The following is a 15,932-nucleotide window of genomic DNA, read 5'->3' as shown; positions in this document are numbered from 1 at the left end:
AATAATACAGGAGGAGTTGAAAAATGGCTGACGTTGTTACTTTTGGCGAAACCATGTTGCGGCTTTCCCCGCCAGATTACCTCAGGCTGGAACAGACTCACGTGCTCGATGTTAATATCGGCGGTGCGGAGTGGAATGTGGCCGCTGACCTGAGCCGGCTGGGCATCAGCACGGCCTGGGTTTCACGGCTGACGGACAACGCCCTCGGCCGCATGATTCGCAATAAAGCTCGCGAGCAGGGCGTGGATACCTCACACATCGTCTGGACCAAAGGCGACCGCAACGGGATTTATTTCGTGGAATTCGGCGCCACGCCCAGACCGAGCAGCGTTCTCTATGACCGCTCCCACTCCGCCATCAGCCAGATAAAGCCCGGGGAGATAAACTGGGAGGAAGTCCTGAAGGGCGCCAAGTGGTTCCATACCAGCGGCATCACACCGGCACTGAGCCCCGGTGCCGCCCAGGTCACCACCGAGGCACTGCAGACCGCCAAGAAGGCCGGCTGTAAGGTAAGCTACGACCTCAACTACCGCGCCCGACTCTGGACGGAAGAGGAAGCCCGGAAATGTCAGGAACCGTTGATGGAGTATATCGATGTTCTCCTGTCAACGGAGGAGGATACCAGAAGGGTACTCGGCATCACCGGCAAGGATTATCGCGAAGTAGCCCAGAAATTGGCGGAAAAATTCAACTTCGAGGTCGTCTGCATCACCCTGCGCGAGGACGTATCTGTGTTGAGAAATCGCTGGACGGCGATTGCCTACGCAGCGGGCAAGATATACGACGACCGGACTTACGACGTGGAGATAGTGGACCGCGTTGGTGCCGGCGATTCGTACACTGCCGGGTTCATTTATGGCTACCTCACCGGCGATGTGGAAAAGGGCGTCAAGTACGGGAACGCCTTCTCGGCCCTGAAGCACTCCATCCCCAGTGATACCAACTGGGCGACGCTGCAGGAGGTGGAGAACCTGCTCAAAGGCGGCGGCCTGCGCATCAGTCGCTGATTAACGGACTTCGCTAACATTTTTGAAGCCGTCATTTGCCAGCGGCAGGGCAACCCATTTACAATGAATATGGTGATGTACGAACAGGTCTTTCAGGAATTCGTTAACAGTGATGATACCCTGCGGGTATTTGAAGGCGATAAGCTTGTCTTCTCTTCCAGAAAAGACCGGTTGCTGCCGCTGATGGAATACCTTGACCGCTTCGCCCCGGAGCATGAAGGGGTGGTTATCTTCGATAAAATTATCGGCAATGCTGCAGCCCTGCTTGCTGTCAGGGCGAAGTGCCGGGAAGTATTCAGTCCACTGGGCAGCGAGCTTGCCATACATACGCTGGAAAAATACGGGATTAATTATAACTTCGCCAGAATTGTCCCCACCATCCAGCGAGCCGATGGGGAGGACATGTGCCCTATGGAGAAACTATCCATAGGCAAAGAACCCGAAGAGTTCTACCAGACCATGGTGGAAATCATCAACAGGTCGGCAACCAGGGGCTCTTAAGTTAAAGTCATACCGAAACGGAGTAGGGAAATCTATGGGAAAGATAAGGCTGGGCAGAACTGAGATGATGGTGACCGGACTCGGATTCGGGGGCATCCCCATCCAGAGAGTCCCCGAAGAGGAAGCCATCGCCGTGGTCCATAAATGTCTGGAACTGGGCATCAACTTCCTGGACACGGCCAACGGTTACACCACCAGCGAGGAGAGAATCGGCAAGGCAATTAAAGGAAATCGTGAAGGAATCTTTCTGGCCACAAAGTCGTTGGCCCGCACCCGAGAAGATATCGAGAAACACCTCAAACTAAGTCTGGAGAGGCTCGGCGTTGATTACATAGACCTCTACCAGCTCCACAACATCAGCGATGCCAAAGCGCTGGAAACCGTTCTCGACCCCGATGGCCCGCGAGGCGCAGTCGAAGACGCCAAAAAAGCCGGCCTGGTGAAGCACATTGGCATAACCTCTCATCAGATTGACATCGCCAAAGATGCGGTGAAGACCGGCCTCTTTGAGACCCTCATGTTTCCATTAAACTTCATGTCCTACGAAGGCAAGGAAGAACTGCTGTCCTTGTGCAAACAGCACGATGTCGGCTTCATCGCCATGAAACCGCTGGCCGGCGGGATGATAGATAACGCCGCCATTGCCATTAAATACCTGCTCCAGTTTCCTGATATAGTGCTTATCCCCGGCATTGAACGGGTGCCTGAAATAGAGGAAATCGCCCGGGTATTCGAGGGGCCGAAGGAGATGACAGCCGGGGAAAAGCAGGAGATAGAGCGTATCAGACAGGAGCTCGGTGCCAGGTTCTGCCGTCGCTGCGATTACTGCCAGCCCTGCCAGGCGGAAATACCCATCGCGGATGTAATGTCGTTCCCCAACCTCGCCAAACGCCTGCCTGAGGTCCGCCTTTACACCGGCAAGTTTGCCGAGTCATTTGTCAAAGCGGACGAATGCACCGACTGCGGCGAGTGCGAGGAACGCTGCCCCTACAACCTGTCCATCAGGGATATGATGAAGGAGCACGTGAAAATGCACCAGGCGGGCAAAAGGGAATACGAGAAGCAGCTTGCTTCACGTTAGGGTCAAAGTGCCCTCCCCTGCTTGCCACATCTTGACCGTGCCTCAGGTTATTGCTACACTTCACATAAGCAACGTAATGGATTTTTCATCATGAAAATCGTCACCAGCGAACAGATGCGGCAGATAGACCGGGAATGCATCCGCCGCGGCACGCCCGGGCACGTGCTGATGGAGAACGCCGGCCGAGCCGTCGCCGAAGAGGCCAGACGAATTCTGGGGCCGATAGAGCAAAAGCAGTTCCTGATTCTGGTCGGGCCGGGCAATAACGGTGGTGATGGGCTGGTGGTCACACGCTACCTGCACGACTGGAGAGCTCAGGTGAGCGTCTGCCTGTGCAGCCAGCGACCAGAAGATGACGCCAACCTTGAGCAGGTGCAGCAGCGAAACATACCCTGCATTGACGCCGCCCAGGATAAGGACCTGTCCCAGTTCAGTGAAATGCTGACATCGGTCGATTGCGTGGTCGACGCGCTTTTCGGCACCGGCAAAGCCCGTCCCATTCGGGGGGTTCTCGCGCAGGTTCTGGACAGGGTAAACCAATTAAAACAGAAAAAACCGGCGCTGGTGCTTATTGCCGTTGACCTGCCCTCCGGCCTCAACGCCGACACTGGTGAGGTAGACCCGGTCTGTCCTTTCGCCGATTATACCGTTACCCTTGCTTTTCCCAAGCTCGGCCTGTTCCGTTTCCCCGGGGCAGAGAGGGTGGGCAAATTGAGCATAGCGGACATCGGCATTCCGGCTGAGCTAGCCGATGATATAAACCTTGAACTGCTTACAGATGATTGGGCAGTAAATGTGCTCCCCAAACGTCCTCTCGACGCCAACAAGGGGACTTTCGGGCGGGTGCTGGCGGTTGCCGGTTCGGTCAACTATATCGGAGCGGCCTACCTGGCCTGTAATGGTGCCCTTCGTGTTGGCGCTGGCCTGGTGACTTTGGCCACGGCATCGAGCCTGCAGCCGGCCCTGGCCTCCAAACTGACAGAAACAACCTACTTGCCGCTGCCCGAAGCTGAAGCGGGCATAATTGCTAAAGAAGCGGCTAAGATAATAAACGATAACCTGAAATCATACGATGTCCTGCTGCTCGGCTGCGGCCTGGGGCAGAGCGAGTCGGTGAGTGAGTTCATTCCCTCCCTGCTCTTCCGGGAAAAACTGCCCCCGCTCGTCCTTGATGCCGATGGGCTCAATGCGCTGTCCCAAATCCCCGAGTGGTGGCAGAAGCTCCACAGCGATGCCATACTGACGCCACACCCGGGTGAGATGGTACGATTGAGCGGTCTCACCGTCGCCGAAACACAGCCGGACAGAGTTGGCATCGCCCGAAAATATGCCCGGGAATGGGGTAAAACGATTGTCCTCAAAGGGGCTTTCACGGTTATTGCCTCACCGGACGGCAGTTGCCGGGTCAGTCCTTTTGCCAATCCGGGGCTGGCGTCGGGGGGAACCGGGGACGTGCTCACCGGCGCTATCGCCGGCCTGCTGGCGCAGGGCCTTTCCCTTTACGACGCCGCGGCACTCGGTGTTTACCTGCACGGCAAAGCCGGTGAGGTAATCAGAGACCTCATAGGAGATACCGGTATGCTCGCCTCCGACCTGCTGCCTGTCCTGCCATTGGTGATAAAACAGCTTCGGGAAACGGCTAAAAACAGATAGACACTTTGTTGTAGAATATAGATACAATGTTGATGGCAATAGATATCGGTAATACTGAGATTTCACTCGGAGTCTTCGAGGGCGAAGAGCTTCGGGCGACCTGGCATCTGGCCACCCGGATTCACCGCGTGGCTGATGAATATGCTGCCCTGATGATGAACCTGCTCCAGCACCAGAATATGAAGCTGGAAAACATCAAGGAGATAGCATTATGCTGCGTGGTACCGCCGCTGCTCTCCACATTTGTTGATTTGTGTCACCGGTATTTCAATGTGACCCCGCTTGTGGTCGGTGCGGGCGCAAAAACTGGTGTGCGTATCCGCATGGATAACCCCCGCGAGGTTGGTGCCGACCGCATCGTCAACGCTGCCGCTGCCCACCGTCTCTACGGCGGACCGGTCATCATCACCGACTTCGGCACCGCCACCACCTTTGATACCGTTTCCAAGGAAGGCGACTATCTGGGCGGCGTCATTGCGCCGGGGATCGGGACCGCTGCCGAGGCGCTGTTCATGCGCGCCGCCATGCTGCCGAGGGTGGAACTGGTACGCCCCAGTCACGTTATTGGCACCAATACCACCTCTGCGATGCAGTCGGGTATAATTTACGGCTACATCGGGCTGGTTGAGGGTATAGTGTCCCGAATTCAAGAGGAACTGGGTGAAAAGACAGCGGTGGTCGCAACCGGAGGCTATGCCGATTTAATCGCTAATGAGACGAGCATTATCAATACCGTAAACCACGATATCACGCTTATCGGCTTGAAATTGATCTATGATATGAATCAGACCTGATATCCTCTCGGTCCAGGTGCTGAGGAGGCATTATGTTAAATGATAAGACCATAATATTAGGCGTAACTGGCGGCATTGCCGCCTACAAGGCAGCCGACCTAGCGAGCAAATTGACGCAGGGCGGCGCCAGGGTCGAAGTGGTCATGACCGAGGCCGCCACCAAGCTTGTAGCACCCCTCACCTTTCGTACCCTGACGCACACAAAAGTTATCACCGATATGTTTACCGCACCCATTGAATACGGCGAGACGCATATATCATTGTCGGAAGCCGCTGACGCGGTTGTCATCGCCCCGGCCACGGCCAACACCATTGCCAAGATAGCAGCCGGCATGGCGGATAATATGCTGACCGGCATCGTGTTGGCCACCAGGTCGCCGGTTATAATTGCCCCGGCGATGAACGTGAACATGTGGGAAAACCCGGTCACGCAGGAAAATGTAGCCAAACTGAAAGCGCGGGGATTCATAATAGTTGAACCCGGCTACGGTCGCCTCGCTTCGGGCAAGATGGGACACGGTCGCCTGGCCGATATCGAGGTTATCCTCGGTACCATCAAACAGGTGCTGGGCAGGAAAGGAGACCTGGCTGGCAGGCGCATCGTGGTCACCGCAGGCGGAACACAGGAGCCGATTGACCCGGTACGGCACATCGGCAATCGCTCCTCGGGAAAGATGGGCTATGCCGTGGCGGAGGCAGCGCGGGATAGAGGCGCGGAAGTAACACTGGTTACTGCCCCCACCTCCCTGCCCGACCCAACTGGTATTGAAATGGTTCACATCCAGACCGCCCGCCAGATGAAGGATGCGGTCGCCAAAGCGGTTGGTAAAGCCGATACCCTGATTATGGCCGCCGCCGTCGCCGATTACCAGCCGAAGAGCACGTCAAGGTCCAAAATTAAGAAAGCGTCCGATAGCTTGACTCTGGAACTGGTCAGGACGCCCGATATTATAACCGAGGTAGAGGGAAAATTTATCAGGGTCGGCTTTGCCGCGGAAAGCGAGGATGTGGTCGCCAACGCCCGGCAGAAGCTACAGAAGAAAAACCTCGACTTGATAGTGGCCAACGATATCACCAGCGCCGATAGCGGCTTCGGCGTGGATACCAATAAAGTCACCATCATTGACAAAAAAGGGGAAGCAGAAAACCTGCCTCTCCTGACAAAGAGAGAGGTTGCGGAAAAGATACTGGATAAGGTGGTGGAGCTACTAGGTGAGAGGTAGGGAGCAAACAAATGAATAGCGAGATACAAACAAAAATAGCACAGTTAACAGAGAATGGTTGGACACTAGCATCTATTGCGGATGAATTAGGGGTCAAGGCTGACACTGTAGAAAACTGGAGGGCTGGTCATAGGAACGCTACTAACGCTAAGGCTATCTTGGCAATGTTGGATAAACTGTTGAAGAAGAGGCGAATACCAAAACAGAGGCGCTACGTTAAAGGTAGCCGCTAATATAGGAGAAGGAGGAATAACAGTATGGAAGCTAGATTATTTTCTCATAGTAAGAAAGGCGGATTCCATAGTAAAGAGGATTTACGAAGTTGGTTAGATAAAGGCTTAAGGAAAGATGGTATATATCTGCTAGCCAGAGTGTTTGACGTGCCATCAAATTCTCTTGCTTTCTTTGAGATAGAAGGCGCCATTGTAGGGTGTGCAGTTGTTCATGAGACAGCTTATGAGATGACGGAAGAAGACCGATATGATTATGGAGAGGATACTGGAGAGGATTGGAAAGCTATTATGAGGCTAGACCCAAAGACTATCTGGGTTTGGCGGCCTGAACAAGATGTCAGACTCAAAGAGGCTGGAATTAAGCGGTTCTTACCAGGGCCACCTATGCCTCTTACTGCATGGAATGTGTTGAGAATATTCCAGTTGGTTGCTAGAGAAGTAGGTGACTTTTGATACAACTACCCGACTTTTGATACAGAAGGCAGTTATGATACAAAGCCCTTCGTAAGGAGAGGGGGATTAAGGGGGAGAGGTTACCAAAGCAAATCTAGAAAGGTCGTTATGGCAGACTCAGTTAATACTCAACAGGAAATGCCCAAGGCGTACGAGCCTGGTAAGGTAGAGCAGAAGTGGTACCGGTTCTGGATGGATAAGGGCTACTTCAAGCCGGAAATAAACCCGGACAAGAAGCCTTTCGTTATCATCATGCCCCCGCCCAACGTTACCGGCGAGCTGCATCTCGGCCACGCGCTGACCGCCACCATGGAGGATATTCTGACCCGCTGGCATCGCATGAAGGGCGAGCCGACGCTCTGGCTGCCCGGGGTCGACCATGCCGGTATCGCGGCGCAGGTGGTGGTGGAGAAGATGCTGGCATCAGAAGGATTAAACCGCCATGAGATGGGCCGGGACAAGTTCCTGGAGAGGATGTGGCAGTGGGCCAATAGCTGCCGCGGCACCATCTCGGAACAGCACCAGCGGCTTGGTGTCTCCTGCGACTGGGACCGGGAGGTGTTCACACTGGACGAGGGCCCGAGCCGGGCGGTACGCACCGCCTTTGTCAGGCTCTACGAGAGGGGATTGATTTACCGGGGTGAGCGCATCATCAACTGGTGTCCCCGCTGTTCCACCGCCCTCTCCGACCTTGAAACGGAGCACAGGGATATCAGCGGACACCTGTACCATGTCCGCTATCCTCTTGTCGATAGCGATAATGAATTTATCACCGTGGCCACCACCCGGCCGGAAACGATACTCGGTGATACGGCGGTAGCCGTCAATCCGAAAGATAAGCGCTTTAAAAATATGATTGGTAAAAAGGCAATCCTGCCCGCCGTAAACCGCGTCATCCCCATTATCGCCGACGAGGCGGTTGACCCCAAATTCGGCACCGGCGCGGTGAAAATCACGCCGTCGCATGACCCGACAGACTTTGAGGTGGCCCAGCGCCACGGTCTGCCACTGGTTAACATCCTGAACGATGACGCCACCATGAACGAAAATGCCGGTCCCTACGTTGGGATGGACCGCTTCGCCTGCCGTAAAGCGATTATAGAAGACCTGGAGAAAGAAGGGCTCTTCATCAAGGTTGAGCCGCATTCCCACGCCGTGGGACACTGCATCCGCTGCCAGACGATGATTGAGCCCATCGCCAGCCAGCAGTGGTTTGTCAGTGCGGAACCCGTGGCGAAACCGGCTATTGAAGCAGTAACCAGCGGGCGGATAACCATCGTTCCTCAGCGTTTCACCAAGGTATATCTCAACTGGATGGAGAACATCCGCGACTGGTGCATCAGCCGCCAGCTGTGGTGGGGACACCGCATCCCGGTATGGTACTGCCAGGACTGCGATGAGCTTACCGTTTCCGTCGAGGAGCCCACCGCCTGTCAGAAATGCGGCTCAGCCAGGCTGGAGCAGGACCCCGATGTCCTGGATACCTGGTTCAGCTCGGCACTGTGGACGCATTCTACGCTCGGCTGGCCGGACGACACCGAAGACCTCCGCTACTTCTACCCGACCTCGGTCATGGAGACCGGCTACGACATCCTTTTCTTCTGGGTGGCCCGCATGATAATGATGGGGATTGCCGACTGCGATGATATTCCCTTTCACACCGTTTTCCTGCATGGCCTCATTCGCGATGAAAAGGGGGAGAAGATGAGCAAAGTCAGGGGCAACGTGCTCAACCCCATCGTCCTGCTCGAGCAGTACGGCACCGATGCCCTGCGCTTTGCCCTCTCCACTGGCACGGCACCCGGCAATGATATCAAGTTGGCCACATCCAGGCTGGAAGCCGGCCGCAGCTTCGCCAACAAGTTGTGGAACGCTGCCCGATTTGTAATCCGCAGTATTGAACCCGGAACGACCGCTCTCGAAATGCCGGACCATCTGCCGCTTGAAGACCTCTGGATTCTTAGTCGACTCAATCGCACCGTAGCCAGTGTGAGCAGCTTGATAAATGAATTCCAGCTTGGCGAAGCCCTGCGCCAGATACACGATTTTCTCTGGAGCGAGTATTGCGACTGGTACATTGAGTTCGCCAAAATCCGCCTCCGCCCCGATAGCGACCTGCCATCGCCGCTACCGGTCCTGATTCACGTGCTTGATACCTCGCTGCGGTTGCTGCATCCCTATATGCCCTTCGTCACTGAAGAGTTGTGGCAGAACCTGAAACGTTCCCTGCCTGACGGCTGGCAGGAAGCCGAGTCCGTAATGATTGCTGCTTATCCTGAGGCCAACAAAAAGGCGGTTGACCGGGAGGCGGAACGGGTAATGGAGACAATAATAGAAATCGTCCGCGCCATCCGCAATGCCAGGGCTCATCACGGCGTGGAGAGCAACCGCTGGGTAGAGGCGCAGATTTACGCCGACAAGCTAACCACGTCTATCGTTCCCTATTCCGAGACCATCCAGATGCTGGCACGGGCCAGGCCAGTCGTCTTTTTAAAGCAACGCGATGAAGGTGCCTCACGGAAAGAATCACTGGTATCGGTCCTGAAGGAGGCCGAGGTCATCATCCCCATGTCCAGCATGTTCGACCTTGAAACGGAGAAAAAGCGACTGCAAAAGGAGATAGACCAGAGCCAAGTTGAGATGGACCGCCTGAAAGCCCGGCTGGATAACCAGGAATTTTTAGCCAAAGCGCCAAAATCAGTTATTGATAAGGAGCGCCAGAAGCTGTACACTATAATTGACAGGCTGGAGCGACTGAAAGAGCAGATCAGTAAACTCTGAGGAGGTGGGAGATGTTCGAGAGAATTCTGGTCCCACTGGACGGTTCTAAAGTAGGCGAAGCGGCCCTGGACCACGTGGAGAGGCTCATCTCCAAGATAGCACCGGACGTAAAGACCGAGGTAATTCTTTTCCAGGTAATGACCTCGCTGGCCCATTACGTGATTGCCGGAGAGGCAAGCGTTCAGGTGCCCTATACGGATAAAGAGATAACACACATTACAAAGAAGGCCAAGGAATACCTGAATAAGACCGGAGAAAGCCTTAAAAGCAAAGGCATCAACGTTAAAACGAAAGCGGCTTCAGGGAAAGCGGCGGAAGAAATTGTCAAAGCGGCGGATGAGCTCAAGGTCGACCTCATTGCCATGTCAACCCACGGTCGTTCGGGGCTCAGCCGGCTTACCTTCGGCAGCATCACCGACAAGGTCCTGCGTACGGCAGGTGTACCGGTGCTGGTGGTACGCGCGCCAAAAGAAACAGTGAATGCCTAGCGAGCGAAGTGATACCTCAATGCCTGCGCCCGGCGGCCAAATCCTCAGCCGCCAACACGCTAAAAATCCCTTTATGAGCCCATTGCCGTTTCAGATATTCAAGCGCCTTCCTGGTATCGCTGGCCACCTTGGCACGCTCACACTGCTCAACACGATATTTGAACAGCCAGTAGGAAAATTCCTTCATCTCGGCCAGCGTGATTGACCTCAGTTGCGGATAACCTGCTTCCTTCCGGAAGCACTTGAGCAATACCTGCCTGCTCTCCCCATAAATCCGACGGTATGCCTCGTTGTTGACGTCACTATCGTTGTTAAAGCCGGATACCCGCCTCTCTTTGAGCACCTCCTCCTCGACGGCCATTATCATTGCCCCCTCCACAGTGACGCCGTAGAAGTAGTTCAGGTACTGGTTGTATTTGCTCTGTCCGATAAGCGCCCTGACTTCTTCGGGATTGAGTTTCAGGGGCGGTCTGGCGTAGAAAAGGAGCGCTTCTTTCTCGTCCACCGGCAGAAGGTCGTCAACCGTCCCGCAGAGTCGCTCCGCCAGCAGCAGCCAGTCGAAGGCCTCCCCGGCAATGAGGTATCGGTATATCCTGCCTTGATGGTCTTCTATCGCGGAGCTCCACATCCCCATCGCCTCCAGCAGGGCGACATACCAGTGCCTGCCGCCGGCAATCTCCTGTTCCAGGTGCCTGATGGCCTCGGCATCGCTGGCCAGAAGCGATTTCGAAGATGTCGCCTGTTCCGATGCAACCTTCATTATTACCCTTTTCCCCGAACAGAGCCCTCTTTTTCCGGAAACTCGGCCTTCAGCCTTTCGTAGAAGTCCAGCTTTCCCGTGGTCACCAGCTCAATTACTTTTTTATTTATCGCCTCCCCCACCCCCGGGATTTCCTTTAGCCTATCCTCCGCCACGAGCTGCCCCGCATCCACCGGCAGCTCCTCTATAGCCCACGCCGCCTTCTCATACGCCCGTATCTTGAAGATGTTGTCCTTCTTGAGCTTTAAAAGCTCCGCGATTTCAAGAAAGATTTGAGCGATTTCAGAGTTAGTCATTTTGAAGAGCCTCTTTCCTAGCCATGCCACCTTCGTTAGCTTTCATAATTTCATTGCTGTGCTTTAGATAACACGCTGGACATCTTCGTAAAGATCCCTCCAATGGCCTTGTTTCATCCGGAATTTAGTACCGTGGTTGTGCCCAGTCCTCGCATCGAAATCGACAAGAATTGAACCATCTTCAATACATCTAATGAAACTTTCAAATGAGAAACCAGATAGGACATGCAGCTCTCTATAAAGGAAGAACTCCCTCGAAGCTTCTACTTTACTGTCCGCAACGACGTAGAAACAATTCCTGATCTTAGACCCAATTACATATCTCAAGTCCTCAAATCCCCAATAAGGTTCTGGTTCAAGAGGGTCAAGGCCAACCCTTCCTTCTACTGTCCTCAACCACGACGTAACCCCTGGATCGCTTATATTGGCTTTCGTAGAGTTAAATACAAAGCGCAGCTTTTGCTGCTTCTTATCAGCGACTATTATAAAACCTCTACTAGTATAGTCTGTTGCACTAGTAGTTGATCTAAAACTCATCTCCGTTGGTGGATATTTCTTACCAGCTTGTTTATGCTTCCAGCCGTAATACGGAAGTAGTAAGTTAGGCACGATTCCCACAGCGGTGGGCGATGGTTCAACATGTTTTAGAGTAATTAATGAACTTGTACGAGACCTTTGCCCTTTTAACTCCCACTCGGACGCGTTGGGTATTGGTAAATTGTTTTCCTCTATACCGAGCAACATTTCTAATGTATTTCCCACCGCACCATCATTTCGTGCACCGTAAGTTTCTTTTACACTTTTGTGCCAACCCTGCCGAAAAACCTCACGTGCAGCTTCGATAAGTTGTTCTTTCGTATATAGCTTCATTATTTCGGCGGTCTCCAAAAGTCTAGAAGGTATTCGAAGGTTACACCCATAGTAATGTAATTGCTTGGCCAGCCAAATATTCCAATCTTGTTGACAAGATTTGTTCTATCCCAGATTATTATGTTTCTAAGTTCATATCCGCGTTTTCTTAACTCTTCAATGAGCGAAACGTGTATCGTGATTCTAGTGTTTTCCCACCACATATCTGGCACATTTATTACACAATGTGCCTTTGGTCGGAGCAGCGTCAAGAGTGATTCGAATATATTACCCATAGCTATTGTATATTCATCAAGATTCATTGTCCCGAGGTCTCTGGGATCTTGAGAATATTGCTCTATTTTACCCAACTGCTCGTTCTTTCTGAATCTTCTAGACTTATTCTGTCGTACCCTATTCAGAAGATTCGCATAGGGTGGTGACGTTACTATAAGACTAATTGTTTCTGGCTCAAAGTATTCTTGTATGAATATGGCATCATCTTGAACAGCTATCTGCTTAGTTTCTGCAAGAAGACTAGATTGAGCAAGGCGTTTTTCACATAAATCAATATAACTCCCTTGCAGGTCAAACCCAACAGCGCTTCTGTTTGTATCCCCTGCGGCAACTAGAGTAGTACCACTGCCAACAAACGGATCCAGTACAAGCTCACCTTCATGAGTGAACAACTCAATAACTTTTTTAGCTAGGGAGATAGGGAAAGTAGCTGGATGAATAGTTTTTTTGCGAATATCCCTTGCTTCATAATTAAACTGCCATACACCAAGCTGACTCTTAAGCCATTGCTTTGCTGTCATACAATTAATATGGCTCGTTTTACAAGCACAGGTTCTTTTATAACCGATATTTAATTTCGCTCTATGAAGGCTGTTACCTTCACGTATTGTTGTAGGCATTTCCATTATTACCATAATGAATTCCCCATCTTTATTTCTCTTTCCCCTTCCACGCATCCCCGTAATTATATGCCGTTACACCCCACCACCTCGCCCTGATAATGCGCATCCAGAGGAAGAACAGAACAGGGTGTTTCTCGCCCCACGGCACCAGCATCTGATAGTAGGTGGTATTGTAAAGCTCGTCGCTTTTCTGGTTCTTGTCCCTGGCTTCCTTTATCTTATCCAGGACGTACTTCCTGAACTGCAGCTTTTTCCGGTGCTTTTCCTCTTCTTTGGTGAGCGGCCTTTCCAGATTGGCCAACCCGTCCATCTCTCCGCTTACTTCCTGACGCAATTCCTTTAACTGTTCCTCACTTATCATGCTCTCATATCACCTTCCACAGCAGTGTTTGTATTTCTTACCGCTCCCGCAGGGGCAGGGTTCATTGCGCCCTATCTTCCTGCCGCCTACCCTGGCTTTCTGCTTTTTGCTGGCAGCATCCCGCCCGACCACCTGGGCCATCGGCGACGGTGCCTGCGCCGACGGTTCTTTCCTGGCAATGTTCACGTGGTAGATGGTATGCACCACATCATGCTGGATGGTTTCGAGCAGCGTCTGAAACTGCCGGTAGCCCTCGCTCTTGTAGGCATCTACCGCCCGCGTCTGGCGCAGCGTCTGCCACCCCGCCTGGAGGCGCATATTCTCCATCGCCGTCAGGTGTTCCACCCACAGGCTATCAATGATGCGCAGCATGACCAGTCGCTCGAGCACCCGCATGTTTTCCGGCCCCAGCTCCTTTTCCCGCTCATCATAAAGCGTCTCCGCCAACTCGGTGAGTTTCTCTTCAATCTGCTTGGGTTTTGTTTCCAGTAATGAGTCTGGGGTCAATGCTGGAGGTATAGGAAAGACCGTGGCCACATCGGCGAGCAGACCTTCCACGTCCCAGCCAAGTCCGTGCTCATCGGCCATGTGTCTGCCCACCATATTCCGTATCTCATCCCGCACCATGGGCAGAATGTTGGTCTTGAGGTCGGTGCCGTCAAGGATTTTCCGGCGTTCCGCATAAATAAGCTCGCGGTGCTTGTTGACCACGTCATCATACTCGACCAGGTGCTTGCGCATGTCAAAGTGGAATCCCTCCACCCTGACCTGGGAACCCTCGATGGAGCGGTTCACCAGCTTGTTCTCAATGGGCATGCTTTCGTCCATCCCCACCCAGTCCATAATGCCTTTAATGCGCTCGCCGCCGAAACGCCGCACCACTTCATCCTCAAGGGAAACGAAAAAGCGCGAACTTCCCGGGTCGCCCTGTCGCCCTGACCGGCCTCGAAGCTGGTTATCAATCCGCCGTGCCTCGTGGCGCTCCGTGCCGATAACGTGCAGCCCTCCATTTGATACCACCTGGTTATGCTTCTCCTGCCATTCGGTTTCACTCTGGCCGTCCAGACTCCCCCCGAGCACAATGTCAACGCCCCGGCCCGCCATATTGGTGGCCACGGTAACCACCCCCGGTTCTCCCGCCCGGGCAATGATTGAGGCTTCCTTTTCGTGCTGCTTGGCGTTGAGCACTTCATGGGGAATGCCTTTTCGCTTCAGGAGGTCGCTCAGGTATTCCGATTTCTCAATGGAAACGGTGCCGAGCAGCACCGGACGCCCTTCCCGGTGCATCTGCTCGATTTCACGCACCACGGCATTGAACTTGCCCCGCTCGTTCTTGTAAATCTGGTCGGGGAAGTCATCACGTATCATCTTCTCATTTGTTGGGATTTCCATAACTTCCAGGCCGTATATTTTATGAAACTCCTCCGCTTCGGTGGCGGCAGTACCGGTCATCCCGGCCAGCTTCCCGTACATGCGAAAGTAATTCTGGATGGTGATGGTGGCATAGGTTTTAGTTTCCCGCTGCACCTTTACGTTCTCCTTCGCCTCAATCGCCTGGTGCAGTCCCTCGGAATAGCGCCGACCGAACATCAGCCGCCCGGTAAACTCATCAACGATGATAACCTCGCCGTCCTTGACCACGTACTCCTTATCACGCTTGAAAAGCACGTGTGCCTTCAGGGCGTTGTCCAGAAAACGGGTGAAAATATAGTTGGCCGGGTCATAGAGGTTCGGCGACTTCAGCAATCCCTCCCTTTTCAGCATCGCCTCCATGGTGTTGATGCCAGCATCGGTCAGGCTGACGTTCCTCTCCTTCTCGTCAACGATGTAATCAATCTGCGCTTTGAAGCGAGGGATAAGGCGGGCAAACACGTTGTATATCTGGCCGGATTCCTCGGCCGGACCGCTGATAATCAGAGGGGTGCGGGCTTCATCGATGAGCAGGTTATCCACCTCATCCACGATGGCGTAGTTCAGCTCGCGCTGCACGCACTGTGACAGGTCCACCACCATATTGTCCCGCAGGTAATCAAAGCCAAATTCGCTGCTCGTCCCATAGGTTATGTCAGCTTCATACGCCTCCTTGCGGGAAACAGGGCGAAAATGCTGCCAACGGCTTTCTCCGGAATCATATTCCGGGTCATAAAGTCGCGATGGCTGGTGTTCGTCCGGCGTCTGTTGCGGATAGATGCTGGCCACGGTCAATCCCAGCAGGTGATAAATTGTCCCCATCCAGTACGGGTCGCGCCGGGACAGGTAATCGTTCACCGTCACCAGATGACAGCCGCCGCCGGTCAATGCATTCAGGTAGAGGGGAAGGGTAGCCACCAGCGTTTTCCCCTCGCCGGTCTTCATCTCGGCGGTTTTCCCCTGATGCAGGACAATGCCCCCCGTCAGCTGGACGTCAAAGTGGCGCTGGCCGATAGTCCGCTTGGCCGCCTCGCGCACGGCGGCATAGGCCTCGGGCAAAAGCTGGTCGAGCGTCTCACCGTCCTTCAGACGTGCCCTGAACTCATCCGTCTTGGCCCGCAG

The 15,932-nt window shown here is 53.6% G+C and carries 16 protein-coding genes; 10 read left to right on the top strand and 6 right to left on the bottom strand.

Going from position 1 to position 15,932, the window contains the following annotated elements:
- The first annotated feature begins 23 nt into the window (after window positions 1-23).
- The 10 genes from KKD83_07035 to KKD83_06990 all read left to right on the top strand — a co-directional run bounded on the left by KKD83_07035 (window position 24) and on the right by KKD83_06990 (window position 10,214).
- Window positions 24-1,007: a sugar kinase gene (locus KKD83_07035; GenBank protein MBU2535901.1), complete on the top strand. Its 984-nt coding sequence runs from the start codon at window positions 24-26 to the stop codon at window positions 1,005-1,007.
- Window positions 1,008-1,070: 63 nt separating this feature from the next.
- Window positions 1,071-1,508, top strand: a complete 438-nt coding sequence (locus KKD83_07030) for a DUF1893 domain-containing protein (GenBank protein ID MBU2535900.1) — start codon at window positions 1,071-1,073, stop codon at window positions 1,506-1,508.
- Window positions 1,509-1,542: 34 nt separating this feature from the next.
- Window positions 1,543-2,589, top strand: coding sequence for an aldo/keto reductase (locus KKD83_07025; GenBank protein ID MBU2535899.1), 1,047 nt, complete (start codon window positions 1,543-1,545; stop codon window positions 2,587-2,589).
- A 90-nt stretch (window positions 2,590-2,679) separates the two neighbouring features.
- On the top strand, window positions 2,680-4,242 hold the full coding sequence (locus KKD83_07020) for an NAD(P)H-hydrate dehydratase (GenBank protein MBU2535898.1): 1,563 nt from the start codon (window positions 2,680-2,682) through the stop codon (window positions 4,240-4,242).
- Window positions 4,243-4,268: 26 nt separating this feature from the next.
- Window positions 4,269-5,036, top strand: coding sequence for a type III pantothenate kinase (locus tag KKD83_07015; protein ID MBU2535897.1), 768 nt, complete (start codon window positions 4,269-4,271; stop codon window positions 5,034-5,036).
- A gap of 32 nt (window positions 5,037-5,068) precedes the next feature.
- A complete protein-coding gene (coaBC, locus tag KKD83_07010) occupies window positions 5,069-6,259 on the top strand; it encodes a bifunctional phosphopantothenoylcysteine decarboxylase/phosphopantothenate--cysteine ligase CoaBC (protein MBU2535896.1) in 1,191 nt (396 codons plus the stop codon).
- 11 nt (window positions 6,260-6,270) lie between these two features.
- Complete coding sequence (locus KKD83_07005; protein MBU2535895.1) at window positions 6,271-6,492, top strand: helix-turn-helix domain-containing protein; 222 nt, start codon at window positions 6,271-6,273, stop codon at window positions 6,490-6,492.
- A 24-nt stretch (window positions 6,493-6,516) separates the two neighbouring features.
- Window positions 6,517-6,945: a hypothetical protein gene (locus KKD83_07000; GenBank protein MBU2535894.1), complete on the top strand. Its 429-nt coding sequence runs from the start codon at window positions 6,517-6,519 to the stop codon at window positions 6,943-6,945.
- A 108-nt stretch (window positions 6,946-7,053) separates the two neighbouring features.
- The gene (locus tag KKD83_06995) at window positions 7,054-9,726 is read left to right on the top strand and encodes a valine--tRNA ligase (protein ID MBU2535893.1); all 2,673 of its coding nucleotides are present in this window, start codon (window positions 7,054-7,056) and stop codon (window positions 9,724-9,726) included.
- An 11-nt stretch (window positions 9,727-9,737) separates the two neighbouring features.
- Entirely contained in the window at window positions 9,738-10,214 is a 477-nt protein-coding gene (locus KKD83_06990) for a universal stress protein (protein MBU2535892.1), read from the top strand.
- Between the two features lie 16 nt (window positions 10,215-10,230).
- Here the strand turns inward: KKD83_06990 and KKD83_06985 are convergent, their stop codons facing one another.
- The 6 genes from KKD83_06985 to secA all read right to left on the bottom strand — a co-directional run.
- Entirely contained in the window at window positions 10,231-10,974 is a 744-nt protein-coding gene (locus tag KKD83_06985; protein ID MBU2535891.1) for a hypothetical protein, read from the bottom strand.
- A 2-nt stretch (window positions 10,975-10,976) separates the two neighbouring features.
- The gene (locus KKD83_06980; protein ID MBU2535890.1) at window positions 10,977-11,270 is read right to left on the bottom strand and encodes a hypothetical protein; all 294 of its coding nucleotides are present in this window, start codon (window positions 11,268-11,270) and stop codon (window positions 10,977-10,979) included.
- Between the two features lie 63 nt (window positions 11,271-11,333).
- Window positions 11,334-12,140, bottom strand: a complete 807-nt coding sequence (locus tag KKD83_06975; protein ID MBU2535889.1) for an MvaI/BcnI restriction endonuclease family protein — start codon at window positions 12,138-12,140, stop codon at window positions 11,334-11,336.
- Window positions 12,140-13,051 (bottom strand): site-specific DNA-methyltransferase, encoded by a 912-nt coding sequence (locus KKD83_06970; GenBank protein MBU2535888.1) that lies wholly within the window; start codon window positions 13,049-13,051, stop codon window positions 12,140-12,142. Before KKD83_06970 ends, KKD83_06975 begins: the two co-directional genes overlap by 1 nt.
- A gap of 16 nt (window positions 13,052-13,067) precedes the next feature.
- Window positions 13,068-13,400: a hypothetical protein gene (locus KKD83_06965; GenBank protein ID MBU2535887.1), complete on the bottom strand. Its 333-nt coding sequence runs from the start codon at window positions 13,398-13,400 to the stop codon at window positions 13,068-13,070.
- A gap of 9 nt (window positions 13,401-13,409) precedes the next feature.
- Window positions 13,410-15,932 (bottom strand): preprotein translocase subunit SecA (gene secA / locus KKD83_06960; GenBank protein MBU2535886.1); only part of this gene is annotated, 2,523 nt, incomplete at its 5' end.

This window comes from Chloroflexota bacterium (assembly GCA_018829775.1).
Lineage (GTDB): Bacteria > Chloroflexota > Dehalococcoidia > Dehalococcoidales > RBG-16-60-22 > E44-bin89.
The sequence above is the reverse complement of the archived record's forward strand: the minus strand, read 5'-3'. Positions and strand labels throughout refer to the sequence as shown.